19 protein-coding genes are annotated in these 20,887 nt (G+C 65.8%); 6 read left to right on the top strand and 13 right to left on the bottom strand.

Features of this window, described 5'->3' with window-relative positions; translation table 11 throughout:
* Positions 1 to 109 precede the first annotated feature (109 nt).
* A complete protein-coding gene (locus EXV95_RS13495; RefSeq protein WP_228899054.1) occupies positions 110 to 586 on the bottom strand; it encodes a hypothetical protein in 477 nt (158 codons plus the stop codon).
* A gap of 109 nt (positions 587 to 695) precedes the next feature.
* The gene (gene tgt / locus EXV95_RS13490; protein ID WP_176887241.1) at positions 696 to 1,868 is read right to left on the bottom strand and encodes a tRNA guanosine(34) transglycosylase Tgt; all 1,173 of its coding nucleotides are present in this window, start codon (positions 1,866 to 1,868) and stop codon (positions 696 to 698) included.
* Positions 1,869 to 1,977: 109 nt separating this feature from the next.
* On the opposite strand from tgt, the gene EXV95_RS13485 reads away from it, so the two are divergent.
* On the top strand, positions 1,978 to 2,457 hold the full coding sequence (locus EXV95_RS13485) for a universal stress protein (protein ID WP_176887240.1): 480 nt from the start codon (positions 1,978 to 1,980) through the stop codon (positions 2,455 to 2,457).
* A 70-nt stretch (positions 2,458 to 2,527) separates the two neighbouring features.
* On the opposite strand, the gene EXV95_RS13480 is transcribed toward EXV95_RS13485, so the two are convergent.
* From EXV95_RS13480 to EXV95_RS13465, 4 genes are all read right to left on the bottom strand, one after another.
* Positions 2,528 to 2,914: a hypothetical protein gene (locus tag EXV95_RS13480; protein ID WP_055392926.1), complete on the bottom strand. Its 387-nt coding sequence runs from the start codon at positions 2,912 to 2,914 to the stop codon at positions 2,528 to 2,530.
* Positions 2,915 to 3,288: 374 nt separating this feature from the next.
* Positions 3,289 to 4,488 carry a phospholipase A gene (locus EXV95_RS13475; RefSeq protein ID WP_176887239.1) on the bottom strand — a complete coding sequence of 400 codons (1,200 nt, stop codon included), beginning with the start codon at positions 4,486 to 4,488 and terminating at the stop codon, positions 3,289 to 3,291.
* Positions 4,485 to 4,838, bottom strand: a complete 354-nt coding sequence (locus tag EXV95_RS13470) for a hypothetical protein (protein ID WP_255484735.1) — start codon at positions 4,836 to 4,838, stop codon at positions 4,485 to 4,487. Before EXV95_RS13470 ends, EXV95_RS13475 begins: the two co-directional genes overlap by 4 nt.
* A gap of 179 nt (positions 4,839 to 5,017) precedes the next feature.
* Complete coding sequence (locus EXV95_RS13465; RefSeq protein ID WP_176887237.1) at positions 5,018 to 7,102, bottom strand: ATP-dependent helicase; 2,085 nt, start codon at positions 7,100 to 7,102, stop codon at positions 5,018 to 5,020.
* Between the two features lie 333 nt (positions 7,103 to 7,435).
* Here EXV95_RS13465 and EXV95_RS13460 point away from each other — a divergent pair, with 333 nt between their 5' ends.
* Complete coding sequence (locus EXV95_RS13460) at positions 7,436 to 8,716, top strand: ABC transporter substrate-binding protein (RefSeq protein ID WP_176887236.1); 1,281 nt, start codon at positions 7,436 to 7,438, stop codon at positions 8,714 to 8,716.
* A 141-nt stretch (positions 8,717 to 8,857) separates the two neighbouring features.
* Positions 8,858 to 9,811, top strand: a complete 954-nt coding sequence (locus EXV95_RS13455) for an AEC family transporter (RefSeq protein WP_176887235.1) — start codon at positions 8,858 to 8,860, stop codon at positions 9,809 to 9,811.
* Positions 9,812 to 9,940: 129 nt separating this feature from the next.
* On the opposite strand, the gene EXV95_RS13450 is transcribed toward EXV95_RS13455, so the two are convergent.
* On the bottom strand, positions 9,941 to 10,501 hold the full coding sequence (locus tag EXV95_RS13450; RefSeq protein WP_176887234.1) for a hypothetical protein: 561 nt from the start codon (positions 10,499 to 10,501) through the stop codon (positions 9,941 to 9,943).
* Positions 10,501 to 10,851: a hypothetical protein gene (locus tag EXV95_RS13445; RefSeq protein WP_176887233.1), complete on the bottom strand. Its 351-nt coding sequence runs from the start codon at positions 10,849 to 10,851 to the stop codon at positions 10,501 to 10,503. Before EXV95_RS13445 ends, EXV95_RS13450 begins: the two co-directional genes overlap by 1 nt.
* 366 nt (positions 10,852 to 11,217) lie before the next feature.
* Here EXV95_RS13445 and EXV95_RS13440 point away from each other — a divergent pair, with 366 nt between their 5' ends.
* Entirely contained in the window at positions 11,218 to 11,790 is a 573-nt protein-coding gene (locus EXV95_RS13440; RefSeq protein ID WP_176887232.1) for a midcut-by-XrtH protein, read from the top strand.
* A gap of 88 nt (positions 11,791 to 11,878) precedes the next feature.
* Here the strand turns inward: EXV95_RS13440 and priA are convergent, their stop codons facing one another.
* Positions 11,879 to 14,017, bottom strand: coding sequence for a primosomal protein N' (priA, locus tag EXV95_RS13435; RefSeq protein WP_176887231.1), 2,139 nt, complete (start codon positions 14,015 to 14,017; stop codon positions 11,879 to 11,881).
* Positions 14,018 to 15,135: 1,118 nt separating this feature from the next.
* Between priA and EXV95_RS13430 the strand changes: the two genes are divergently transcribed.
* On the top strand, positions 15,136 to 15,597 hold the full coding sequence (locus tag EXV95_RS13430; RefSeq protein WP_370460267.1) for an NADH-quinone oxidoreductase subunit B family protein: 462 nt from the start codon (positions 15,136 to 15,138) through the stop codon (positions 15,595 to 15,597).
* A gap of 12 nt (positions 15,598 to 15,609) precedes the next feature.
* On the opposite strand, the gene EXV95_RS13425 is transcribed toward EXV95_RS13430, so the two are convergent.
* The 3 genes from EXV95_RS13425 to EXV95_RS13415 all read right to left on the bottom strand — a co-directional run bounded on the left by EXV95_RS13425 (position 15,610) and on the right by EXV95_RS13415 (position 19,397).
* A complete protein-coding gene (locus EXV95_RS13425; RefSeq protein WP_176887230.1) occupies positions 15,610 to 16,494 on the bottom strand; it encodes a helix-turn-helix transcriptional regulator in 885 nt (294 codons plus the stop codon).
* A gap of 51 nt (positions 16,495 to 16,545) precedes the next feature.
* Entirely contained in the window at positions 16,546 to 17,658 is a 1,113-nt protein-coding gene (gene hemE / locus EXV95_RS13420; protein WP_176887229.1) for a uroporphyrinogen decarboxylase, read from the bottom strand.
* 155 nt (positions 17,659 to 17,813) lie between these two features.
* Positions 17,814 to 19,397, bottom strand: a complete 1,584-nt coding sequence (locus EXV95_RS13415) for an MFS transporter (RefSeq protein ID WP_176887228.1) — start codon at positions 19,395 to 19,397, stop codon at positions 17,814 to 17,816.
* Positions 19,398 to 19,623: 226 nt separating this feature from the next.
* Between EXV95_RS13415 and EXV95_RS13410 the strand changes: the two genes are divergently transcribed.
* Positions 19,624 to 20,211: a hypothetical protein gene (locus EXV95_RS13410; RefSeq protein WP_176887227.1), complete on the top strand. Its 588-nt coding sequence runs from the start codon at positions 19,624 to 19,626 to the stop codon at positions 20,209 to 20,211.
* Between the two features lie 49 nt (positions 20,212 to 20,260).
* On the opposite strand, the gene EXV95_RS13405 is transcribed toward EXV95_RS13410, so the two are convergent.
* Positions 20,261 to 20,830: a MarR family winged helix-turn-helix transcriptional regulator gene (locus EXV95_RS13405; protein WP_176887226.1), complete on the bottom strand. Its 570-nt coding sequence runs from the start codon at positions 20,828 to 20,830 to the stop codon at positions 20,261 to 20,263.
* Positions 20,831 to 20,887 lie beyond the last annotated feature (57 nt).

Genomic DNA, 20,887 nt, shown 5'->3' with positions numbered 1-20,887 from the left:
CCATGTCGCAATGCGGTGGCGGTGGGGGGATGGCGTTGGGGAGGCTTTGGCGGGAGCGCATATCTTGGCAGCAAAACAGCGGCGGGCGCTACCCTGGCGCTACCCAACATTACCTGGCGCGAAGCCTGTGCCAGCGCAGCCGCCATTGCCGCCGCACCACCCGCGCCACGCGCCATGCCCACGAGGCGCGGGCGCGCTCCAGCACCGCGTGCTTGAGGCGCATCCAGTGGGCATAGGTCCAGGCAAACCAGTGCAGCTGCATCAGGGCGGGCTGGGTCAGGCTGAACAGCCGCGCCACCACAGCGGTGCCCACCACCTTGGCCAGCACGATCACCAGCATGCCCAGCACCACATGCCCCCGGCCCACCGCCCACAGGGCCAGCAGCTTGACGGGCAGCAGCAGTGCCGTGGGCAGCAGAAACACCGCCACCGCCGCCCAGGGGGGCAGGGCGCGCACGCAGCCTTCAATCCAGCGCAGGCCGGGCCAGCGGCCGATGCGCGCCAGCAGGCGCTGCAGCGGCTCCCAACCCCATTCCTCGAACAGGATCAGCAGCGCCAGCAGCCCGCTGCCCAGGCCGGTCAGCATGCGGGCGGGCCAGCGCAGCAGGTGGTGCAGGAGATTTTGGATGATTTTGGCCTCTGGCGCTTATCTATCGAGTGCTAATAGCTATTATTTTTATAGCTATTGGCTGTGCTTACACGCCCCGCGCCCGGTCGGTCTTGAAGCGTGCGCGGAATTCGGCGAACGTGCCCGCGTCCAGCGACTCGCGCACCTCGCGCATCAGGTTCAGGTAGTAGTGCAGGTTGTGCACGGTGGTCAGCATGGGGCCCAGCATCTCGCCGCAGCGGTCCAGGTGGTGCAGGTAGGCGCGGCTGAAGCCCTCGCGCCCGCCGTCGTCCCACGACACGCCCGAGCTGCCCGCGCAGGCATAGCAGGTGCAGCTGGTGTCCATCGGCTTGTGGTCGGCCTTGTGGCGTGCGTTGCGGATTTTGAGGTCGCCAAAACGCGTGAACATGGTGCCGTTGCGTGCATTGCGGGTGGGCATCACGCAGTCGAACATGTCAACGCCGTCGGCCACGCCCTGCACCAGGTCTTCGGGCGTGCCCACGCCCATCAGGTAGCGGGGCTTGTGTGCGGGCAGGCGGTGGGGCGTGTGGGCCATGATGTCCAGCATCTCGTCCTTGGGCTCGCCCACGCTCACGCCGCCCACGGCGTAGCCGGGGAAGTCCATCTCGACCAGGCGCTCCAGCGATTCCTGGCGCAGGTTCTTGAACATGCCGCCCTGCACGATGCCGAAGAGGGCGTTGGGGTTCTCCAGCCGCTGGAATTCATCGCGCGAGCGCTTGGCCCAGCGCAGGCTCATTTCCATGCTCTTGCGCGCCTCGGCCTCGGTGGTCTTGTGGCCCTTGGTCTCGTACGGCGTGCACTCGTCGAGTTGCATGACGATGTCGGAGTTGAGCGTGGTCTGGATCTGCATGCTCACCTCGGGCGACATGAAGAGCTTGTCGCCGTTGACGGGGCTGGCAAAGGTCACACCTTCTTCGGTGATCTTGCGCATGGCGCCCAGGCTCCAGACCTGGAAGCCGCCCGAGTCGGTGAGGATGGGCTTGTCCCACTTTTCAAATCCATGCAGGCCGCCAAAGCTCTGCATTACATCGAGGCCCGGGCGCATCCACAGGTGGAAAGTGTTGCCCAGGATGATCTGCGCGCCCATGTCGTGCAGGCTGCGCGGCATCACGCCCTTGACGGTGCCATAGGTGCCCACGGGCATGAAGATGGGGGTTTGCACCACGCCATGGTTGAGCGTGAGCGTGCCACGGCGTGCGTGGCTGGTGGGGTCGGTTTTGAGGAGGTCGAACTGCAGCATGATGGGCGGCATTGTCCCAGACAGGCTACCCTGACCTCGCTCAAGGTTATGGACGGGTTTTCGGCGAGGCCATGGCTACACTGGACCAAGGTACTACAAGGAGAACACCATGCTCAAAATCCTCATCGCCGTGGACGGCTCCGAACTCTCCCTGGATGGCGTGCACCACGCGCTGACGCTGGTGGGCCAGGGGCTCCAGGCCACCATGGTGCTGGCCAACGTGCAGGAGCCCGCCACGCTGTACGAACTGGTGACCACGCGCGACCCCGACCTGATCGCCGCCGCCAGCCTGGAGGCGGGTGACCATCTCATGGCGTCGGCGCGCGCACTGCTCGATGCGGCCGGGGTGGCTTATGAAACCGATGTGGGTGTGGGCGATGTGGCGCACACGCTGGTGGACATGATCGAGCGCTCGGGCTGCGACATGGTCATCATCGGCGCCAAGGGCCAGGGCGCCATCACCAGTGCGCTGCTGGGTTCGGTGTCGCAGGAGGTGGCGCATGCCAGCCCGGTGCCAGTGACCATCGTCAAACACGCCGAGGTGCTGGAGAACACAGACAGCGACGTGGCCGAGGACTCGGAGGCCTGAGCGCTTCCAGAAAAGAAAAGGGCCGCTGTGTGCGGCCCTGATCGGGATCTTTGAGGAAGCTCGCCTGGTTTCAGGCTGCCTTGCGAAACGGCTCCGCAGGGCGCTGCAGCTTGCCGTGGGGCAAGGTGGCCAGGCGCGAGAACATGCGGCGCACATAGCCGCGCACCCACAGGCATTTGTTGAGTTCGTCCACCGGCAGTGGGCCCGACACCACCACGATGTCGTTGGCCATGTCCTGCGCCCCGGCGGCGCGCAGGCGGCGGCGCGTGTTGTTGGCCCAGGACTGGATGCGCGTGGGGCTACCATGCTGGTGCACCTCGCCCGTGTGCGCATCGAACGCAATGGCTACGGTGTCGGTCTTGAGCTTGAACCTGCGCTCACCCGTGACGGCACTGGGCGCCTCGCGCATGTCGTAGAGGTAGTAGCTGCCTGCCTTGAGCTGGTATTGCATGTCCATGGGTGTGTTCCTCTTTGTCGGCATTGTCGAGGGCGCACGGTGCAGGCAATGGCAGGTAAAACGGTGGGAAAGGGGCTCTTTTTGAACGCCTCTCACAGATGGCCACGCCGGTTTCTGTGCGCGTGCCATTGTGGCGGCCTGTCGGCGCCATCGCGCAAAACTTGAGGACGATGTCGTAACGAGTTGTGAACGCCTTCGCCCCGCCTTGGGCTACTGCTGGCCGGTGCTTCGTCCAATGCGTATGCAACTGGCGCGGCCCCAGGCGCGGGCAGCCAAGCAAGTGCCGCCCCGCAGCGAGGGCTGCGTCCCCTGCCCACATCGCGTAGCGATGTGGGCAGGGGGAAGGCGCGCAGCGCCTCAGGGGGGTGTCTCTGCTAGAAGTCCACCAGACTCAACCCCACGCTGAATACGGTCCGCTTGCGGTTGTAGTCGATCATGCTGTCGCCGTAGCCACTGAACAGCTGCGTGTGCAGGCGCAGGTTGCTCTTGTTGCCAAACAGACCCGTGCCCACGGTCTGCAGCCATTCCAGGCGGACCGAGCCCCGGTCGCTGCTCGACAGCGAGTGGCGCAGCGTGGCGCCCACCGTGTTCTCCTTGTTGACGTTCCAGAATGCCGACAGCTCGCCCCGCCCGATGTAGTCACTGATGCCCGGGTTGTCGTCGCTGCCCGAGCTTTCGGGGATGCGCTTCCAGATGCGCGCGTTCACGCTGATGCTGTTGCCCAGCTCCATGCCCGTCATCAGGTAGGCGCGGTTCCAGCTGCGCGACAGGGGCTTGCTCTGGCCGTTGGACTGGTGCACCAGTCCGATGCCGCTGTAGCGCCACTTCCAGCCAAACGGCAGTTGTGCCGTGGTGGGGTAGACATACATGACCTCGGGCTCGTGGTCGGTGGCGCGGAAGGGGCGCGAGATCTCGGGGGTGAACAGCTGCCAGTACGACTGCTGGGAGTAGCCGAACCACACGGAATCCTTGAGCGTGGGATGTCCCTGGGTCAGCAGCCCTTGCGCAACCTTGGTACGCACCGACAGCTGGATGCGGTTCTCGGTGCGGCGGTAGGGCGTGGACTCGGTGGCCGAATGGTCGGCTGCATCCGACGTGGGCTGGCGGTTCACATTGCTTGACGCCACCACCGACACGGTGATGGGCCGGTAGCCCCGGAAGCTGAAGGTGCCGCAGTCGCTCCCCGACTCCAGTTCCCAGAAGCGCGAGAGGTCGCTGTACTGCGGATCGCGGCAGCCCTCGGTGCGGGCCACGTCAATCACACGGGTGGCGGGTAGCGTGGTGTCCACCGGGGGCGGCACGTCTGTCGAGGCCGACGCCGTGGCGCCAGGCGCGTTCCAGCCTTGCTGGTCGGTGGCCCACTGGTCAAAGCAGGCCAGCCGCGCCTGATTGTCACTGGACAGGGCAGCGCAGCGGCGCCAGGCAGCGTCGCCGCTCGGGGTGGCCGAGCCGCCAGCAGGCGGGGTCTGCGCCAGCGCGGCGCCGGCAGGCGCCAGCGCAGCGGCCACCAGCAGGGCCAGCGTGCCACGCCGGTGGCCGCCGCTGCGGCGGGGTGAGGCTGGCGCGGCCGTCATTGCCAGCCCACCTGCTTGCGCAGCACAAAAGGAGCCGAGGGGGCCGAAGGGGTGGGGTTGGCGTTGTTCCATGTTCCGCGTACTTCCTTGCCGCAACTTCCATCGACCACCTGGCCTGTCCAGGTGGCGCTGATGTTCGTGCCATTGATCGATTCTTCCAGCGTCAGGTCGCCGCCATCGACGTCTCCGCTGACCTGCGCCGTGGCGCCCTTTCTTTGCACGGTGCCACGCACGCTTTGTGCCAGCTCGGGATGCTGGCCCAGTTGCAGTGTGGCGGTGGCGCCAGGTGCATCCGGGGCTGCGCCCTGCAGTTGGGCCAGCCAGCGCCCTTGCAGGTGCTGGTGGTCCATGTCTGCCGCCGACGGGCATGCTGCCGTGGATTTTGGGTCATTTTGGCTACTGGCGCTTGTAGGATAAGCGCTGATAGCTATCAAAACAAAAGCAACCGCCAACAGCGGCGTGTGTCGGTGGATGTCGGGCGCCATGGGTGGAGTGCGTTGTGGTGGGTGCCGTGGCTGCGGTGGGGCGTTCATTCCGGGGTGGCGGCTGCGGTGGCTGCGGTGGTGGCCTGTGCCTTGGCCGCAAATTCGGCGCGCAATGCCTTGAGCTTCTCGCGCGGGTCTTCGCGGGCGGTGGTCTTGTCCAGGCCCATTTCGGCAATGAAGCGGCTGGGCTGCGCGGCCACCATCTCGCGGCCCTTCTTGCGCCGCTTGGTCCAGCTCACGGCCAGGGTGCGCTGGGCGCGGGTGATGCCCACGTACATCAGGCGGCGCTCTTCCTGCAGGCGCTGCAGCGTGTCGTCGCTCACCTTCTGCTGTCGGCCTTCGTCGTCGTCGAGCTTGAAGGGCAGCATGCCCTCGGTCACGCCCACCAGCACCACGTGCGGCCACTCCAACCCCTTGCTGGCGTGCAGGGTCGAGAGCGTGACCATGTCCTGCTCCTGCTCGCGTTCACTGATGGTGGACAGCAGCGCAATGGTCTGCGAGACCTCCAGCAGGCTCTTGGTCTCCTTGGCCACCACGGCACCGGCCGTATCGTCGATCTGCCCGCCCGCGCGCTGGGCCATCCAGTCGCAGAACTCCATCACGTTGCTCCAGCGGGCGGCCGCCACCTTCTCGCTGTCTTCGTTGTCGTACAGGTGCTGCTCGTAGCCAATTTCCTTGAGCCATTCGTTCAAAAAGGCGCGGGCCTCTTCAGCGCCATGGGTGCGGCGGGCGCTGTACTCCAGGTAATTGATGTAGCGGCCAAATTCGTGCAGGCCGTCCATGGCGCGCTTGGGCACCGCCGCAGGCAGCATGCCGTTGAACAGCGCGCCGAACATGCTCTGCTTGTGCTGCGTGGCAAACGCGCCCAGAGCCGCCAGCGTGGTGTGGCCGATGCCACGCTTGGGCGTGGTGATGGCGCGCAAAAACGCCGGGTCGTCGTCGTTGTTGATCCACAGGCGAAACCAGGCGCACAGGTCCTTGATTTCGGCGCGGTCGAAAAAGCTGGTGCCGCCCGACACTTTGTATGGAATATTGGCTTTGCGCAGAGCCTTCTCGAACGGCTTGGCTTGGTGGTTCGCGCGGTACAGGATGGCAAAACTCTTCCAGTCCGGCGGCGGGTTGCTGGCCGCACGCAGGCTCTGGATGCGGGCCACGGCGCGCTCGGCTTCGTGTTCTTCGCTGTCGGCGTCCACCACCCGCACGGGCTCGCCTTCGCCCAGTTCGCTGAACAGGGTTTTGGGGAACAGCTTCGGGTTGGGCCCGATCACGTTGTTGGCCGCACGCAGGATGGCGCTGGTGGAGCGGTAGTTCTGCTCCAGCTTGATGACCTTGAGGTGGGGGTAGTCCACCGGCAACTTCTTGAGGTTGTCCAGAGTCGCGCCGCGCCAGCCGTAGATGGACTGGTCGTCGTCGCCCACGGCGGTGAAGTGCCCCTTTTCGCCCACCAGCAGCTTGAGCAGCTCGTACTGCGTGGCGTTGGTGTCCTGGTACTCGTCCACCAGCACATGGCCCAGGGCCGCCTGCCACTTGGCACGCACCTCCGGGAAGTCGCGCAGCAGCCGCAGCGGCATGCCGATCAGGTCGTCAAAGTCCACGCTCTGGTAGGCCGCCAGGCGCTCTTCATACCGGGCCATCAGCGTGGCGATGATGCGTTCGTTGTCGTCCGCCGCCTGGGCCAGCGCCTGCTCGGAGGTCAGGCCCATATTCTTCCACTTACTGATCACCCACTGCCACTGGCGCGCGGTGGCCATGTCGGTGGTGCCGCCCGAGGCTTCCTTAAGGATGCCCGTTACGTCATCGGCGTCGAGGATGCTGAACTGGGGTTTGAGGCCCAGCACATGGCCGTCCTCGCGCACCATGCGCACGCCCAGGGCATGGAAGGTGCACACCAGCACATCCTTGGCGCGTCGGCCGATCAGGCCCTTGGCGCGCTCGCGCATTTCGGCGGCAGCCTTGTTCGTGAAGGTGATGGCCGCAATGCGCTTGGGGTCCATGCCCTTTTCGATCATGTGGGCGATCTTCATGGTGATCACCCGCGTCTTGCCCGAGCCCGCCCCGGCCAGCACGAGGCAAGCCCCGTCGGTGTAGTGGACAGCCTGGAGCTGGGCGAGATTGAGACCGGCAGACATGGGAGGGAGGGCAGCAGAGCAGCGGGGAGCGGGACAGGGAGGGCGGGTGTGGGCGGCGCATGCCCAGGGGCGGGTGGTGGCGCGGCCGGGTCAGGCCGCGCAAGGGCGCAATGATACCGGCGCGGTCCGGCAGCCTGTCTAGCCCGTGCCCAGTCGGGGTGGACCGCGTGTGCCGGGCGGGCGGCTGACAGGCCCCTGACGGGTGGGCGCCACCAGCACCTGGCGGGCCGGACGCTCCGGGAAACCCCGCTAGGGGCTTTGTTTTCACAATTTGATACTCGCAGGCCAGTGCATCTCTTGCCGGGATGCTGGTGTAGAGAACCGAGCCCCGCCATGAACCCCACTGACCAGCCCTCCACCGCTCAGACCGCCGCATCGGGCATCCCGGACGCACGCCGCCGCTGTGTGCACCTTCGCGCATGGAGCGCTGTGGTGGCATCCGGTGTACTGGCCTGCACGGCCCTGCTGCCGGCACAGGCCCAGATCGGCAGCACCGTGCCTGTGCGCGTGGGGGTCGTGGGGCCGTTCACCGGGCCATCGGCCGACTTTGGCGTGCCCATGCTCAACGGCATCAAGCTGGCGGTGGACGAAATCAATGCCGTGGGGGGCTATCTGGGCCGCCCGCTGGAACTGGTCATCAAGGACGACACGGCCGACCCCGACCAGGGGCGTAAGGTGTCGCAAGAGCTTCTCAATGAAAAAGTGGTCGCCACCATCGGCTTTTGCAACACCGGCGTGGCGCTCAAGGCCATCGACCTGTTCCAGGGCGCCTCCAGCCCCCTCATCGTGCCCTGCGCCACGGGCACTGCCGTGACGGCCAAATACCCCGCGCCCGACAGCTACATCTTCCGCGTGCAGGCGCGCGATGCGATCCAGGCGCCCTTCCTGGTGGACGACATCGTCAAACGTGGCTGGGACAAGGTCGCCATCTTTGCCGACAAGACCGGCTACGGCGAAGGCGGCTACAACGACGTGGTGGCCGCGCTGGCGGCCAAGAACCTCAAGCCCGTGCATGTGGCGCGTTTTGACCTGGGGGTGAAGGACCTCACGGCCGAGCTGACCGCTGCGCGCAACGCGGGCGCCAACGTGGTCTACAGCTACACCGTGGGGCCGGAAAACGCCACCATCGCCAACGGCAAGAAGGCCCTGGGCTGGAAGGTGCCGCAGGTGGGGCCGTGGCCACTGTCCTTCCCCTTCTTCCTCGAAGGCGCCAAGGACGCGGCCGAGGGCGCGCTCATGGTGCAGACCTTCATCGCCGAGCCCAGCAACGAGCGCCGTGCATCGTTCCTGTCGAGCTACACCCGCAAGTACCACGGCAAGGTGGCCGTGCCCATGGCAGCGGCCAACGCCTACGACGCCACCTACCTGCTGATGTATTCCTTCCTCGGCATCCGCGACGGCAACCTCACCGGCAAAGCCATCAAGGAGTCGCTGGAGGGCAAGATGAAGACCTACTACGGCGTGGTCACCACCTACGACAAGCCCTTCAGCGTGCAGGACAAGGACGCGATCACGCGCAACATGCTGGTCATGGGCATGGTCAAGAACGGCGCCATCACCTTCGCCTACCCCGAAGACGCCAAGCGCAACCTGATCATCCAGCGCAAGCAGTGAAGTGGATGCGCCTTCAACCGCAACGCTGGCTGGAGATCCTTGCCGTGCATTCGCCATGGGTGATGGCCCCCACCTGACTTTGCGCTGACCACACCGGGCGCCGCAGACCCCGGCCGCAGGCGCAGCAAGGACAATGGGACCGTGCTCTCCGTCCTTCTCATCACCTTCCCCTTCTTTGCGCTGGTGCTCTGCGGCTATCTCGCCGCCCGGCGCGGAGTGCTTCCCCAGCCGGCCATCCCGGGGCTCAACGCCTTCGTGCTGTACTTTGCACTGCCCTGCATGCTGTACCGCTTTGGCGCGAGCACACCCATCGCCCAGCTGCTGGACCCGGCCGTGGCGGGCGTGTATGTGCTCTGTGCGCTGGTGATGGTGGGCGCCACGGTGGCGCTCACGCGCAAGGCGCACATCGGCTGGAACGACGCGGCCTTTGGCGCGCTGGTGGCTGCTTTTCCCAACACCGGCTTCATGGGCGTGCCGCTGCTGGTCGCACTGCTGGGGGCGCAAAGCGCGGGCCCTGCCATCGTCACCATCGTGGTGGACATGGTCATCACCAGCTCGCTGTGTATTGCGCTCTCGCGCCTGGATGGTGCGGGCACCCACGGCGTGGGGGTGGCGCTGAAGAACGCCTTCAAGGGCATGGCGACCAATCCCATGCCCTGGTCGATTGCCCTGGGGGCGCTGGCCTCGGCCCTGCAGTTCAAGCTGCCCGGCCCGGTGGACAAGACCATCGCCATGCTGGCCGACGCGGCCTCGCCCGTGGCGCTGTTCACCATCGGTGCCGTGCTGGCGCGTTCGCAGATGAACCAGCACGAGCAGGTGCCCGCGCGCGACTATGTGCCGGTGGCGCTGGCCAAGCTCCTGGTGCACCCGCTTCTGGTGTGGGGCGTGGGCACGGCGGGCATGGCGATGGGGGTGCCGCTCACGCCCTTTGCGCTGACGGTGCTGGTGCTGCTGGCCGCGCTGCCCAGCGCCAGCAACGTCTCGCTGCTGGCCGAAAAGTTCGGCGCCAACAATGGGCGTGTGGCGCGAATTATTCTGGTGTCCACGGCGCTGGCGTTTCTGAGCTTTTCAGCGGCGGTGGCGTTGCTGGTTTGAAATTGCTATAATTATGATAGCTTTTGGCGCTTGTGAATAAAGCGCTAGAGCCCAAAAAGGCCGCGGATTCAAGTACGAAGTGCGCGAGTCTCCAGTCAAAGCGGAGTGATCTCCAGTCCATAGAACACCTCATGCGGAGTGCGCCAGCCCAGGCACTTGCGAGGCCGATGGTTCAGTGCATGCACCACCATCGTCCAGAACAGCATCCAATGCCCGTCGGAGGGGCCAGCTGGGCTCGTCCGGCGCGGGGTCGCCAAAGGGGTCGGCTGCGCTGGCCGGTGCGGGACGGCGGCCTTCGTTTTGCACGGCTTCGTCCGCCGCATCCGCCGCAACATCCAGCCAGCGGCGCCAATCGCGCACGCGGGGTTGCTGGCCCAGCGCTGCGGCGTAGACGCATTTGTCGTCCACGCACACCTGCCGCCCGGGGGTGATGCGGTCGGCCGGCAAATACCAGACCTTGTATTTGCGCGGCAGCCGCAGTACGAAGACGGTGGTGGTGTCGGGCAATCTGTTGGAGCCCATCACTAATCCGGTGGCCCGGTGCGTGAGTTCGATGGCCATCCCGTCGTAGCCCCGGTGCTGGCCTTTCACGATCCACTCGGGCTTCAGGTCTTCCAGCCGCAGGGGCTCCCACAGCGGGTGGGAAAAACGGGTGAGCAGGTCTTTTGGCGCGGGCTCCCGGACGGCCATTACAGATCCTCCAGATCGGCGTTGTCCTGTGCGGCACGCTGGGCCTGCAGCCCCATGGAGGTGGTCACGATGGCGCAGACCGCCAGGTTCCAGGCAGAGGGCACGCCATACACGGCCAGGCCCACGCCGATGGCGGCCAGCACCACCCCCATGCGTACCAGCGGATGGCCCTGCCCGAGCTTCATGGCGAACCCGGTCACCAGAAGGAAAAGCGCCACGCTCACAGGCCATCCGATCAGGCTGGCCATGGCCAGGAGCGCGATTTCCACGTCCTTGGCGCGCGAGAACCACGAGCCCCAGACCCAGTTGGCCCACAGCGTGCCCACCGCGTTGGCGATGGTGGCCCACAAGGGCTCAAGACCGTGGGTTTGTTCAGATTTTTGTACTTGGGTGTCCGGTGGGAGTGGCCAGCGGTGGCGAGAGCAAGCAGTGTGAGGAGCTTCGGACACGCAGCTTCGCCGACATGGCGGCAGCGCCGCGCGGCCATCCGCAAAAGCTCGCCGGGTGTCACCTGCGGTAGCGTAGCGCGGTACGCGAAGCGCCGTCTTGCGCTGGTTCAATGAAGAAAAGAAGGGCGGAATTGTTCGGGAGCCATATGGGCTCTCGGCGGGAGCGGAGGATTCGCCCCGCGCGTTCGAGCGCAGTGGCAATTCTTTGCTTGCAGCCCTCTGCAATCCCTTGTAACAATTCCGGTTCTACTCAGACGGAACTCAAAAATGAAGCAAGTAATGTCGATGGCGCGCGGCACGCGGGGGGGCGCCACCGCAATGGTGGGGTTTTTGGTGGCGCAAGGCGCCGCTGCGCAATCCATGGGCAGCGTGGCCTATGCGCCGCTGGCCGCCTCGAATGTGCCCACCGTCTCGGAATGGGCGCTGATTGGCATGGCTGCCCTGCTGGCCGTGGTGGCCTACCACGCTCTGCGTTCGCAAGGAGGGCGCGCGCTGAAGGTCTGGGCCGCCGGTCTTCTGGCCTGTGCGAGCTTGTCGACCGCGCTGTGGAACCGTCCCGCCGTCGCGGCCCCGGCACCCGTGGAAATCGCGCTGGACCAAGCTGCGGGCGGCGTTGCCGGCATTCCGCACAATGCCGATCTGTTCTTTCCCCCCTTCACCCATGTCTATACCGTGCAAAACCAGACGGCAGTTGCACAACGGGTAACGGGCGTAAGCACGAGGCCTGACCTGCTCCTGGAGACGCCGACAGGCTTCACGCCGGAATGCACGGTGGGGCTGGTGCTGCAGCCCGACGACATGTGCTATCTGAAGGCCAACGGCATGAACATGCCGGGCTGACCGGGCTGATGAAGGCGGCCTTCGCCAAAGCGGCGCCGCCTGTCGCCTGGCGGTTCATTTCCCATCCGGGCGCGCAACGCTACCCGGGTCAGATCGTCAACGGGTCCACATCCACCAGCCACCGTATCAGCCCCTTGTGCTCGGGCTGACTGCGGGTGGTTTGCAGCACTGGCTGCCACGCGGCCAGAAAGCGCTGCAGGGTGGCGCGGCTGCTGCTTTCCATGAGCATCTGGGCGCGTTCCACATTGGCCACACGCTGGATGGTCAGCGGCACGGGCGGGAACAGGATGACCGTGCCATCGGGCAGCCCTGGCAGCTGCGCGGCGTGGGCGGCGGCGGTGGCGGCTGACAGAAAACCCTGCGCCACCTCCTGCGTGCGGGCATCGGCCCGCACCAGCGCCTGGTACGAGAACGGCGGCATGGCGGCCTCCTCGCGCTCCTTGAGTTGCTGGGCGGCAAAAGCCTCGTAGTCGTGCGTGCGCAGCGCCTCGAACACGGCGTGTTTGGGGTGAAAGCTCTGCACCCACATCTCGGGCTGCGTGCCATGCACCGCTTGCGCGGCCATGTAGGCCGCATCGCGCCCAGCCCGGCCTGCGGCCTGCATGAGCAGCGCAAACAGCCGCTCGGCCGCGCGGAAGTCGCTGCTGAACAGCGCGCCATCGGGCTGCACGGCGGCCACCAGCGTGATGCGCCGAAAGTCGTGCCCCTTGGCGATCATCTGCGTGCCCACCAGCACATCCACCTCGCCCGAGTGCACCTGCGCCAGCTGCGCCTCCAGCGCACCCTTGGCCTTGGTGGTGTCGGCGTCGATGCGGGCAATGCGGGCCGGTGTGCGGTCGGGCCGCAGCACTTCGGACAGCAGGGCGCCCAGTTGCTCTTCCAGCTGCTCGGTGCCCCGGCCCATGGGGTGGATGTCGGGGCTGCCACAGGTGGGGCAGTGGTAGGGCACGCGCACGGTGTAGCCGCAGTGGTGGCAGCGCAGGGTGCGGTCGGTCTTGTGGAAGACCTGGTGGGCGCTGCAGTGGGGGCAGTCGCTTTTCCAGCCGCAGTCCACGCAGTGCAGCACGGGGGCGTAGCCCCGGCGGTTCAGCAGCACCATGCTTTGTTCGCCGCGCGCCACGCGTTCGGTGATGGCCTGCAGCAGCGGCGCGCTGAACACCGTGCGCCGAGGCTGCTGGTTCATGTCCACCCGGCGCACACGCGCCAGGGCCCCGGCGCCGATGCGGCTGGGCATGTGCAGCCGCACATAGCGGCCGCCTTCGGGGTCTTCGGCCGTGGGGGGGCGGCTGGCGTACCAGCTCTCCAGCGACGGCGTGGCCGAGCCCAGAATGACCTTGGCGCCCTGCTCGCGCCCACGCCAGATGGCCAGGTCGCGGGCCGAGTAGCGAGCGCCCTCTTGTTGCTTGTAGCTGGGGTCGTGTTCTTCATCGACCACGATGAGTTTCAGCCCCGGCAGGCTGGCAAACACCGCCATGCGCGTGCCCAGCACAATGTGCGCGCTGCCGCTGTGGGCGGCCAGCCAGCTCTTGAGGCGCTGCGGGTTCGTCATGCCGCTGTGCAGCGACACCACGGCACCGGGGCCGAAGCGCGGGGCAAAGCGGCCCACAAAGCGCTCTTCGAGCTGGGGGGTCAGGTTGATCTCGGGCACCATCACCAGGGCTTGCGCGGTGGGGTCGGCCTCCAGCATCTCCTGCACACAGCGCAAATACACCTCGGTCTTGCCGCTGCCCGTGCTGCCAAACAGCAGGAACGGGCCTTTTTCAGCAGAAATGCGGGCCTTAGCGCTCTCCTGTTCTGGGGTGAGCGCTATGTTTTCAATAGCATTTGAAGCGTCGCCTCCTGCCTTGGCCGGGCGGCGCAGGCGGCGGGCGAGTTGTTCGGGGCGCAGGTCGCGCAGCTGGGGCGGCAAGGCTGCCGTAGCGACTTCGCCCAGGGCGCGCTGGTAGTAGCGCGCGGCGAATGCCACCAGGCGGCGCCAAGGCAGGTCCAGCGGCGCCACACCGTCGAGCACACCGGCAATCGGCCGCAGCGTGGCGCCGTCAGGCAACTCGCCGGTGGCCTCGTCGGTATCCCACACCACGCCCAGCACCTCGCGGGTGCCCAGCGGCACGCGCACCAGCGTGCCGGGCGCGAGCGGGTGCTCACTGGCGTAGCTCAGCAGATCGCCCACGCCGCTGTGCGACGGGGTGTGCAGGGCAACCTGGACGATGGTGGAGGGGGTAGGCACGGCAGAGGGCGGGTTACAGCAGCTTGTGGAGGTCGCGTGGAGGTTTGGGTGCTAAGTGCTTGATTTGATGAGGGGCCCCAAGTAATCCCGACTTTCTGTGGATAACTTTGTTGACATCCTGTCCGGACACCCTGCCAGCCCGCATGAATGCTGGCTGCGAACAGATTGCCCGGAAATGCGGCACACCAAAAAAATCGTTATGAATCAAGCATCTGAAGAAATTTCCCACGAATTTTTGTGCTAAGCCGTTGTGACGGAGGCATGTTGCGCCGCATCACGGTTGGTGTGCATAAGTCGGACACGAAGACTTCGTCAAGAGGACAGATGGCCCCCTTTTTGTGCTAGCGGTGTGGTGTCATGTTCACGCATTTCTTCGATATGGCCTGCAAGTGCTTGATTTCACTGGCTATTTGTAAGAAATCCCAAATTTCTGTGGATAACTTTGTTGATATCCCTTGGTTTTGCCCCGCAAGGCCTTGAAAATCCGTGCTTTGGCTGGATTGCCTGTCAAAAAAGCAGGGGATTTAGATCCATATAAATCAACGACTTAGCGGTGTCGCAAAGTTTTTTTACAAGTTGCCGCCTGCGGTGGCGCGGGGCCGGTGGATGCTCCAATTTTGTGCATAAGTGCGCCTTGGAAGCGGGCTCGCCGGCACCTGAAGGTCTAAGAACCTGTTCAAGATCTTTTCGGGGTCGCACAAGGTCCTTGCCGGGATGGGATGCCAGGCGCGGTGCGCAGTGGATAGCCCGGCTATCCACAAGCGCTGCAACGCCGCAGACCGCCCGGCAAGGCGCTTGCCCGAAGGGTTGGAGTGAAATCGGGCCGATGAACTCGGAGCTTTGGCGCCCCGGCTGCTTGCATGGGCATGAGCCCATGCGGTGCATCCGAAGCATCCACTCCTCCCGATTGCACTCCAATGCGATCCCCGAAAAGATTTTGAACAGGTTCTAAGGATTGTCGCAGGGCCTACCGGGGCGCTGTGCGGTGGGGTTGGTGTCGTCGCAGGTTCCCGGTGATGGCGGCCGATGTCGCTTTGCTTCAAGACGGCGTGGGCCCGCGTGGCGACGATGCGGCCATGGCTAACAACTCTTCTCCTTCCCTTGCAGTAGCTCCCTCCATGGAGCGCGATGGTTTTGTGCTGGCCCGGCTGGACGATGTGGTGCAGGCCGCACGCGCCGACAGCCTGTGGTTCATGACCTTTGGCCTGGCCTGCTGTGCCGTCGAGATGATGCATGCCGCCATGGCGCGCTACGACCTGGACCAGTTCGGCATCATTCCGCGCTCCAGCCCACGCCATAGCGACCTGATGATCGTGGCCGGCACGCTGACGAACAAGATGGCGCCCGCCATCCGCAAGGTCTATGACCAGATGCCCGAGCCGCGCTATGTGGTCTCGATGGGCTCGTGCGCCAACGGCGGCGGGTATTACCACTACAGCTATTCGGTGGTGCGCGGCTGCGACCGCATCGTGCCGGTGGATGTCTATGTGCCCGGTTGCCCGCCCACGGCCGAGGCGCTGCTCTACGGCATCCTGCAGCTGCAGGCCAAGATCAAGCGCCCCCGTGTGATCCAGCGGTAAACGGCGGGTGGTTTAACTGCGCCGCAGCAGCCAGTCCGCATCGTCGCCCGGCCGCTGGGTGTGGGCCTTGAGCGCTGCGGGGGGCTTTTCGAACAGGGCACGCGCCTCGCGGCTGAAATGCGCCTGGTCGGCGTAGCCATGGCGCAGCGCCGCATCGAGTGCACCCGCATCGCCGTCGCGCATGGCCAGCAGGGCGTGTTCGGCCCGCAGCATGCGCTCGATCTCGCCAGGCCGCAGGCCCGCCAGTTGCCGGGTACGGCGCTGCAGGTGCCGGGGCGTCCAGTCCAGCGTGGAGGCCAGGGCCTGGCGTGCGCCGCGCTGCCAGGCCCGGTGCAGCACTTGCACCCAGGCGGCGTGCCGGTCGGCCACGGCCGCCCAGCGCGGGGTCAGAAAGTCCACGCACAGCGCCTGACGCACCCCATGGTCGTGCGCCGCATGGACGGCCGCGAGTAAAGGGTGCCAGGCCGCGGGCAGCCAGGTCGTGGCGTCCGTGACCCGGTCGGTCAGCGGCGCAAGGTCCTGCCCGGTGAGCAGCCCCAGCGCGCCGGGCTGGAACGCCAGGCAGAACGAATCGCCATCACGGGATGAGACCGAGTGGTACGGATGTCGGTGGGCGCCCGACAGCGTGATGGCCGGTAGGGCCGCTGCGGTGGTCGCGCCCGCACATTCCACGAGTTGGGCGGTGCCCCGCGTGAGCCAGATGATGCCGGGGTAGGGGCTGGGCGGCACGCGCGTGTCCGTCGGGGTGTGGGTCGGCTGGCGGCCCAGGTCACGCCAGAAAAAGGCGCGCACGCAGTCTGCGAGCGCGCCGGGTGGGGATTGCAGGGCCGAGGCGGGCAGTGCCTGCGGGCCGGTGGGGGACTCCGCTGGCCGCGGTACGGGGTGTTCCGTTGCCATCACTTGGTCCCTGCGCGGCGTGCCGGCGGTCTGGATACCTCGCCCGGGGTGTCAGCCCTGGCGCTGCGCGCGCGAGTGGCTGTGCACAGCCTCCACCAATGCCGCCACATGCTCGGGCGGGGTGAACTGGCTGATGCCATGGCCCAGGTTGAAGATGTGGGTGGGGCCGGTGGTGCTGCGGTCGGTGTGGGGTTTGCCGAAGCTGTCGAGCACCTTGTGCACCTGCTGCACGATCTGTGCGGGCGGCGCAAACAGCACGTTGGGGTCGATGTTGCCCTGCAGCGCCTTGCCCGGGCCGCCTGCCTGGCCGCCCACGATGGCGCGGGCCTTGCCCAGGTTGGCCGTCCAGTCCAGGCCCAGCACCTCGCAGTCGATGTCCTTCATGTCTTCCAGCCAGATGCCGCCGCCCTTGGTGAAAACGATGCGCGGCACGTCGGCGCCGTCCACGCCGATGCGCTTCAATTGCGCCAGCACGCGCGTGGTGTAGGCCAGGCTGAACTCCTGGAACGCGCCGTCGGCAAGCACGCCGCCCCAGCTGTCAAAAATCATCACGGCCTGGGCTCCGGCGTCGATCTGGGCGTTCAGGTACGCGGCCACGCTGTCGGCGTTGATGGCCAGGATGCGGTGCATCAGGTCGGAGCGGCTGTACATCAGGCTCTTGACGAGGCGGTAGTCATCGCTGCCCTTGCCTTCGACCATGTAGCACGCCAGTGTCCAGGGGCTGCCCGAAAAGCCGATCAACGGTACGCGGCCGTTCAGGGCCTTGCGGATGCTGGTGACGGCGTCGAACACGTAGCGCAGTTTGTCCATATCGGGCACGGCCAGCTCGGCCACGGCGGCTTCGTCGCGCACCACTTTGGCAAAGCGCGGGCCTTCGCCCTCGGCAAACGACAGGCCCAGGCCCATGGCGTCAGGCACGGTGAGGATGTCGCTGAACAGGATGGCCGCATCGAGCGGAAAACGCTCCAGCGGCTGCAGGGTCACTTCAGTGGCGTAGTCCACATTGGTGGCCAGGCCCATGAAGCTGCCGGCCTGGGCGCGCGTGGCCTTGTACTCCGGCAGGTAGCGGCCTGCCTGGCGCATGAGCCAAAGAGGGGTGTAGTCGGTGGCCTGGCGGCGGCAGGCGCGCAGGAAGGTGTCGTTGGCAAGGGGGGCAAAGGTCATCCTGCGATTGTCGCAGCAGGCGGGAGTGCTCCCCCTGAGACGCTTCGCGTCTTCCCCTCTCTCGCTGGGCGGGAGGGGGTCGCACCCGGTGGCCTGGCAAAGCCAGTTCCACGGGTGCACTGGCCTCGGCCGCGCCAGTTTCAGCGCGCGGAGACTCACCTCTCCGCGATGTAGTGCGACATCCGCACGACTTCGCCCGGCGCCAGAAACGCCCGCACTTCCGTCTCGAGGGCCTGGTCGGCCATGGTGGCGCGGGCGCGCTGGTGCAGGTAGTCGGCCCAGGATTCAACGATGAAGCGCTCCACGTACCGCGAGGGTTCACCCAGGTCCTTGTACACGCGCCAGAAGGTGGCGCCGTCGCGCCTGCGCGGGGCCTTCATGCGGCTGATGGTGTCCAGGAAGGCTGCATCGGTGCCGGGCGCAATGCGGTAGCCCACCTCCACGGCCACGGGGCCGGCCTCGGGCAGGGGCTCGGCCTCGATGAAAAGTTCATCCCACGGTGTGGCCTGTGTCACTTCGTGCAGTCCACCCATGCGCAGCGGCATGGGGCGTGCCAGCAGCAGCCCGACACCCATGAGCGCAGCGGCCACATACAGCGTGGGGGCCAGGCCCACGATGTCGGATGCGGCGCCCCAGAATGCCGAGCCGATGGCAAACGCGCCCAGCGCGGCCACCATGTGCATGGCCACGGCGCGGGATCGCACCCACTGCGGGGCACTGGCCTGTGTGGCGGTGTTGAAGGTGGACATCGCCGACATCCACGCCGCGCCCGCAAACAGCATGGCGATGTAAACCACCCACGCCACCTTAGTCAGCGCTGCCACCAGCATGGCGGCAGCAAACACCACGCCGCCCACGCCCACGATGACCTCCATGCCAAAGCGCGCGCGCAGCCGCCCCAGCACCAGGCCCACGGCCACGGCACCCGTACCCAGGCAACCCATCAGCAGTCCAAAGCCCTGCGCACCGGTGCCCAGCTGGCGCTGCGCAATCACCGGCAGCAGCGCCCACAGGGCCGAGCCTGCCGCGCTGAACGCCATCACGCGCACCAGCTGCGCCAGGATGATGCGCGAGTGCCAGGCAAAACGCAGGCCACTGAGCGTGCCGCCCCACAGGCGCTCGGCGGGCAGCTTGGACGGCGGGTGTGCTTTGGGCGGCCAGCGGCGGATGGACTCCCACATCACCAGCGTTGTGGTCACCGTGACGGCAAACACCCAGCCCGCACCCAGCTGTGCAAACACCAGCCCGGCCAGCGTGGGCCCCACGGCGCGCGCGGCGTTGTAGGCGATGCTCACGGCGGTGATTGCCTGGGGCCACTCGTCACGCGGAACCGGGTCGATGACGGACGAGTTCCACGCAGGCGTCAGCACCGCCGTGCAGCAGCCACACACAAACACCAGAAACAGCACCGACGCCGGACCGCCCCAGCCGCCCAGCACCAGCAGCGTGAGCAGTGCACAGGCGCCCACCTGTGCCATCAGCGCGCCCGATATCAGCCTGCGTCGGTCGGTGGTGTCGGCCAGTACACCGGCTGGCAGGGCCAGCAAAAACATGGGCAAAAAAACGGCGGTCTGCACCAGCGCCGCCAGGAACGACGAGCCCGTCAACTCCACCATGAGCCACGCAGCGGCCATGGTCTGCATGCCGCTGCCCACAAAAAAGATGCCACCGCAGATCCACAGGCCCCGGAAAGCGGGTTGGCGCAGGGGGCTCCACAAAGAGGTCGGGGGTGTTGACATGGCGTGTGGGCAAAGAAAAAGGCGGACCGGAAGGAATGCGCTGGAGCGGCCACGCCCACCGCTGCGACCTTGCCAACGTGTCGCGCCGTTTGGTGTAGTCCTGTGCAGTCAATCCCCAAAACGGGGGATGACACTGAGGAGGGTGTTTGTTAGTATTTGTGCATGTTGTATCTATTTGTATGCAGCATGGCCAAGCCTAGGTCAATTCATCGACGAAGGAGAGGGTATGTTGAAAAATAGCATTATTTCTTTGGGGTTTATTTGCGTGACTGGATTTGCACACGCAGATCTTAAAAATATCAGCGCGACCGGAGTTCATTCTGCAACCAATCTGGAAGCCATCGCTTGCACTATAGCTGGATACGATGGGCCGTCGTACCGTGGGACCAAAGTGCTGTATATCTTTGCCGAATCGACGGGTAATGGGCGTGACCCGATGCTCAGAGTCAGCTCGCTGAAATACAACTACGTGATGCAAAACGACGACTGGGAGGAGGAGTACTACGTCAACGGTTCAGCACGAACCCCTGTGCCGGCATCCTTGTATTCCAGCTTTATGCGGATTCCTAATCGGGCTACTGACGCGGCAGTCATTTATTTTGCAGACCCAGGGGAGGCTGTTTGTGCTTTCACCAAGGAGTATGCAAATGATGGAAACCTTTATCAGGTTCAAATTTCTTTTACCGACGTCACGGCGGCCATTGCGGCGGCAGGAATCCGATCTTCAGCAAACGATGCCGCTGTGGATCCAAATGGAATGCTGCGAGCTGATTTGAACCAGCTCATGGACATTCAGGCAAATACTGAAAAATAGGAAACTGCGATTCCAGGGGGTTTGGAAAGGACCGTTGGTGGCGCTGCCGTCACCAGTCTTGGTCTGTTCGCGAGGTGTTCCGGCCCCCTCGCAACCGGTAAGTGCGCGGCACATCGGTACGGCTTGCCACCAGAGCTTCCGCCCGTTTTTGCATATCGGCCAGCGCGTGGTCCAGGGCCTGAACCGTGCCCGTGTTCAGGCCTGCCAGCAGTTCCTGGTTAAGCGCCTTCACCTGGGGGAACAGCTGATCGTGCAGCGCCTGCCCCGCGGGGGTTAGCGATAGCACCGCCTGGCGCCGGTCGCCCGGCATCGCATCGCGGGTGAGCAGCTTTTTGGCCAGTAGCGACGTGATGGCGCGTGACGTGCGCGACCGGTCCAGCCCCAGCCGCTGGGCCAACTCGGCCGGGGGCATGCCCGGGTGCTGTGCCAGCATCATCAGCAGCCCCCACTCGCGCCGTGTGATGCCGTAGCCCCCTTCGCACAGCCGCACCACCAGGCTGCCCGCGACGGCCAGCAGTCGGTTCAGACGGTACATCAGCAGGTCATTGGCCGCTGCCGGATGGGTCAGGCGGTGGCCTGGTTCGGCGGGGCCTGGGGGTGCCGGGGTGGGCGCGGACATCAGGGTATTTCCGTGCAATAGTTGATTAGATCAATCGATTGTGTGGCCAATACAGTG

Source organism: Acidovorax sp. JMULE5, assembly GCF_013376875.1.
Classification (GTDB): Bacteria; Pseudomonadota; Gammaproteobacteria; order Burkholderiales; family Burkholderiaceae_C; genus Acidovorax; species Acidovorax facilis.
The sequence above is the reverse complement of the archived record's forward strand: the minus strand, read 5'-3'. Positions and strand labels throughout refer to the sequence as shown.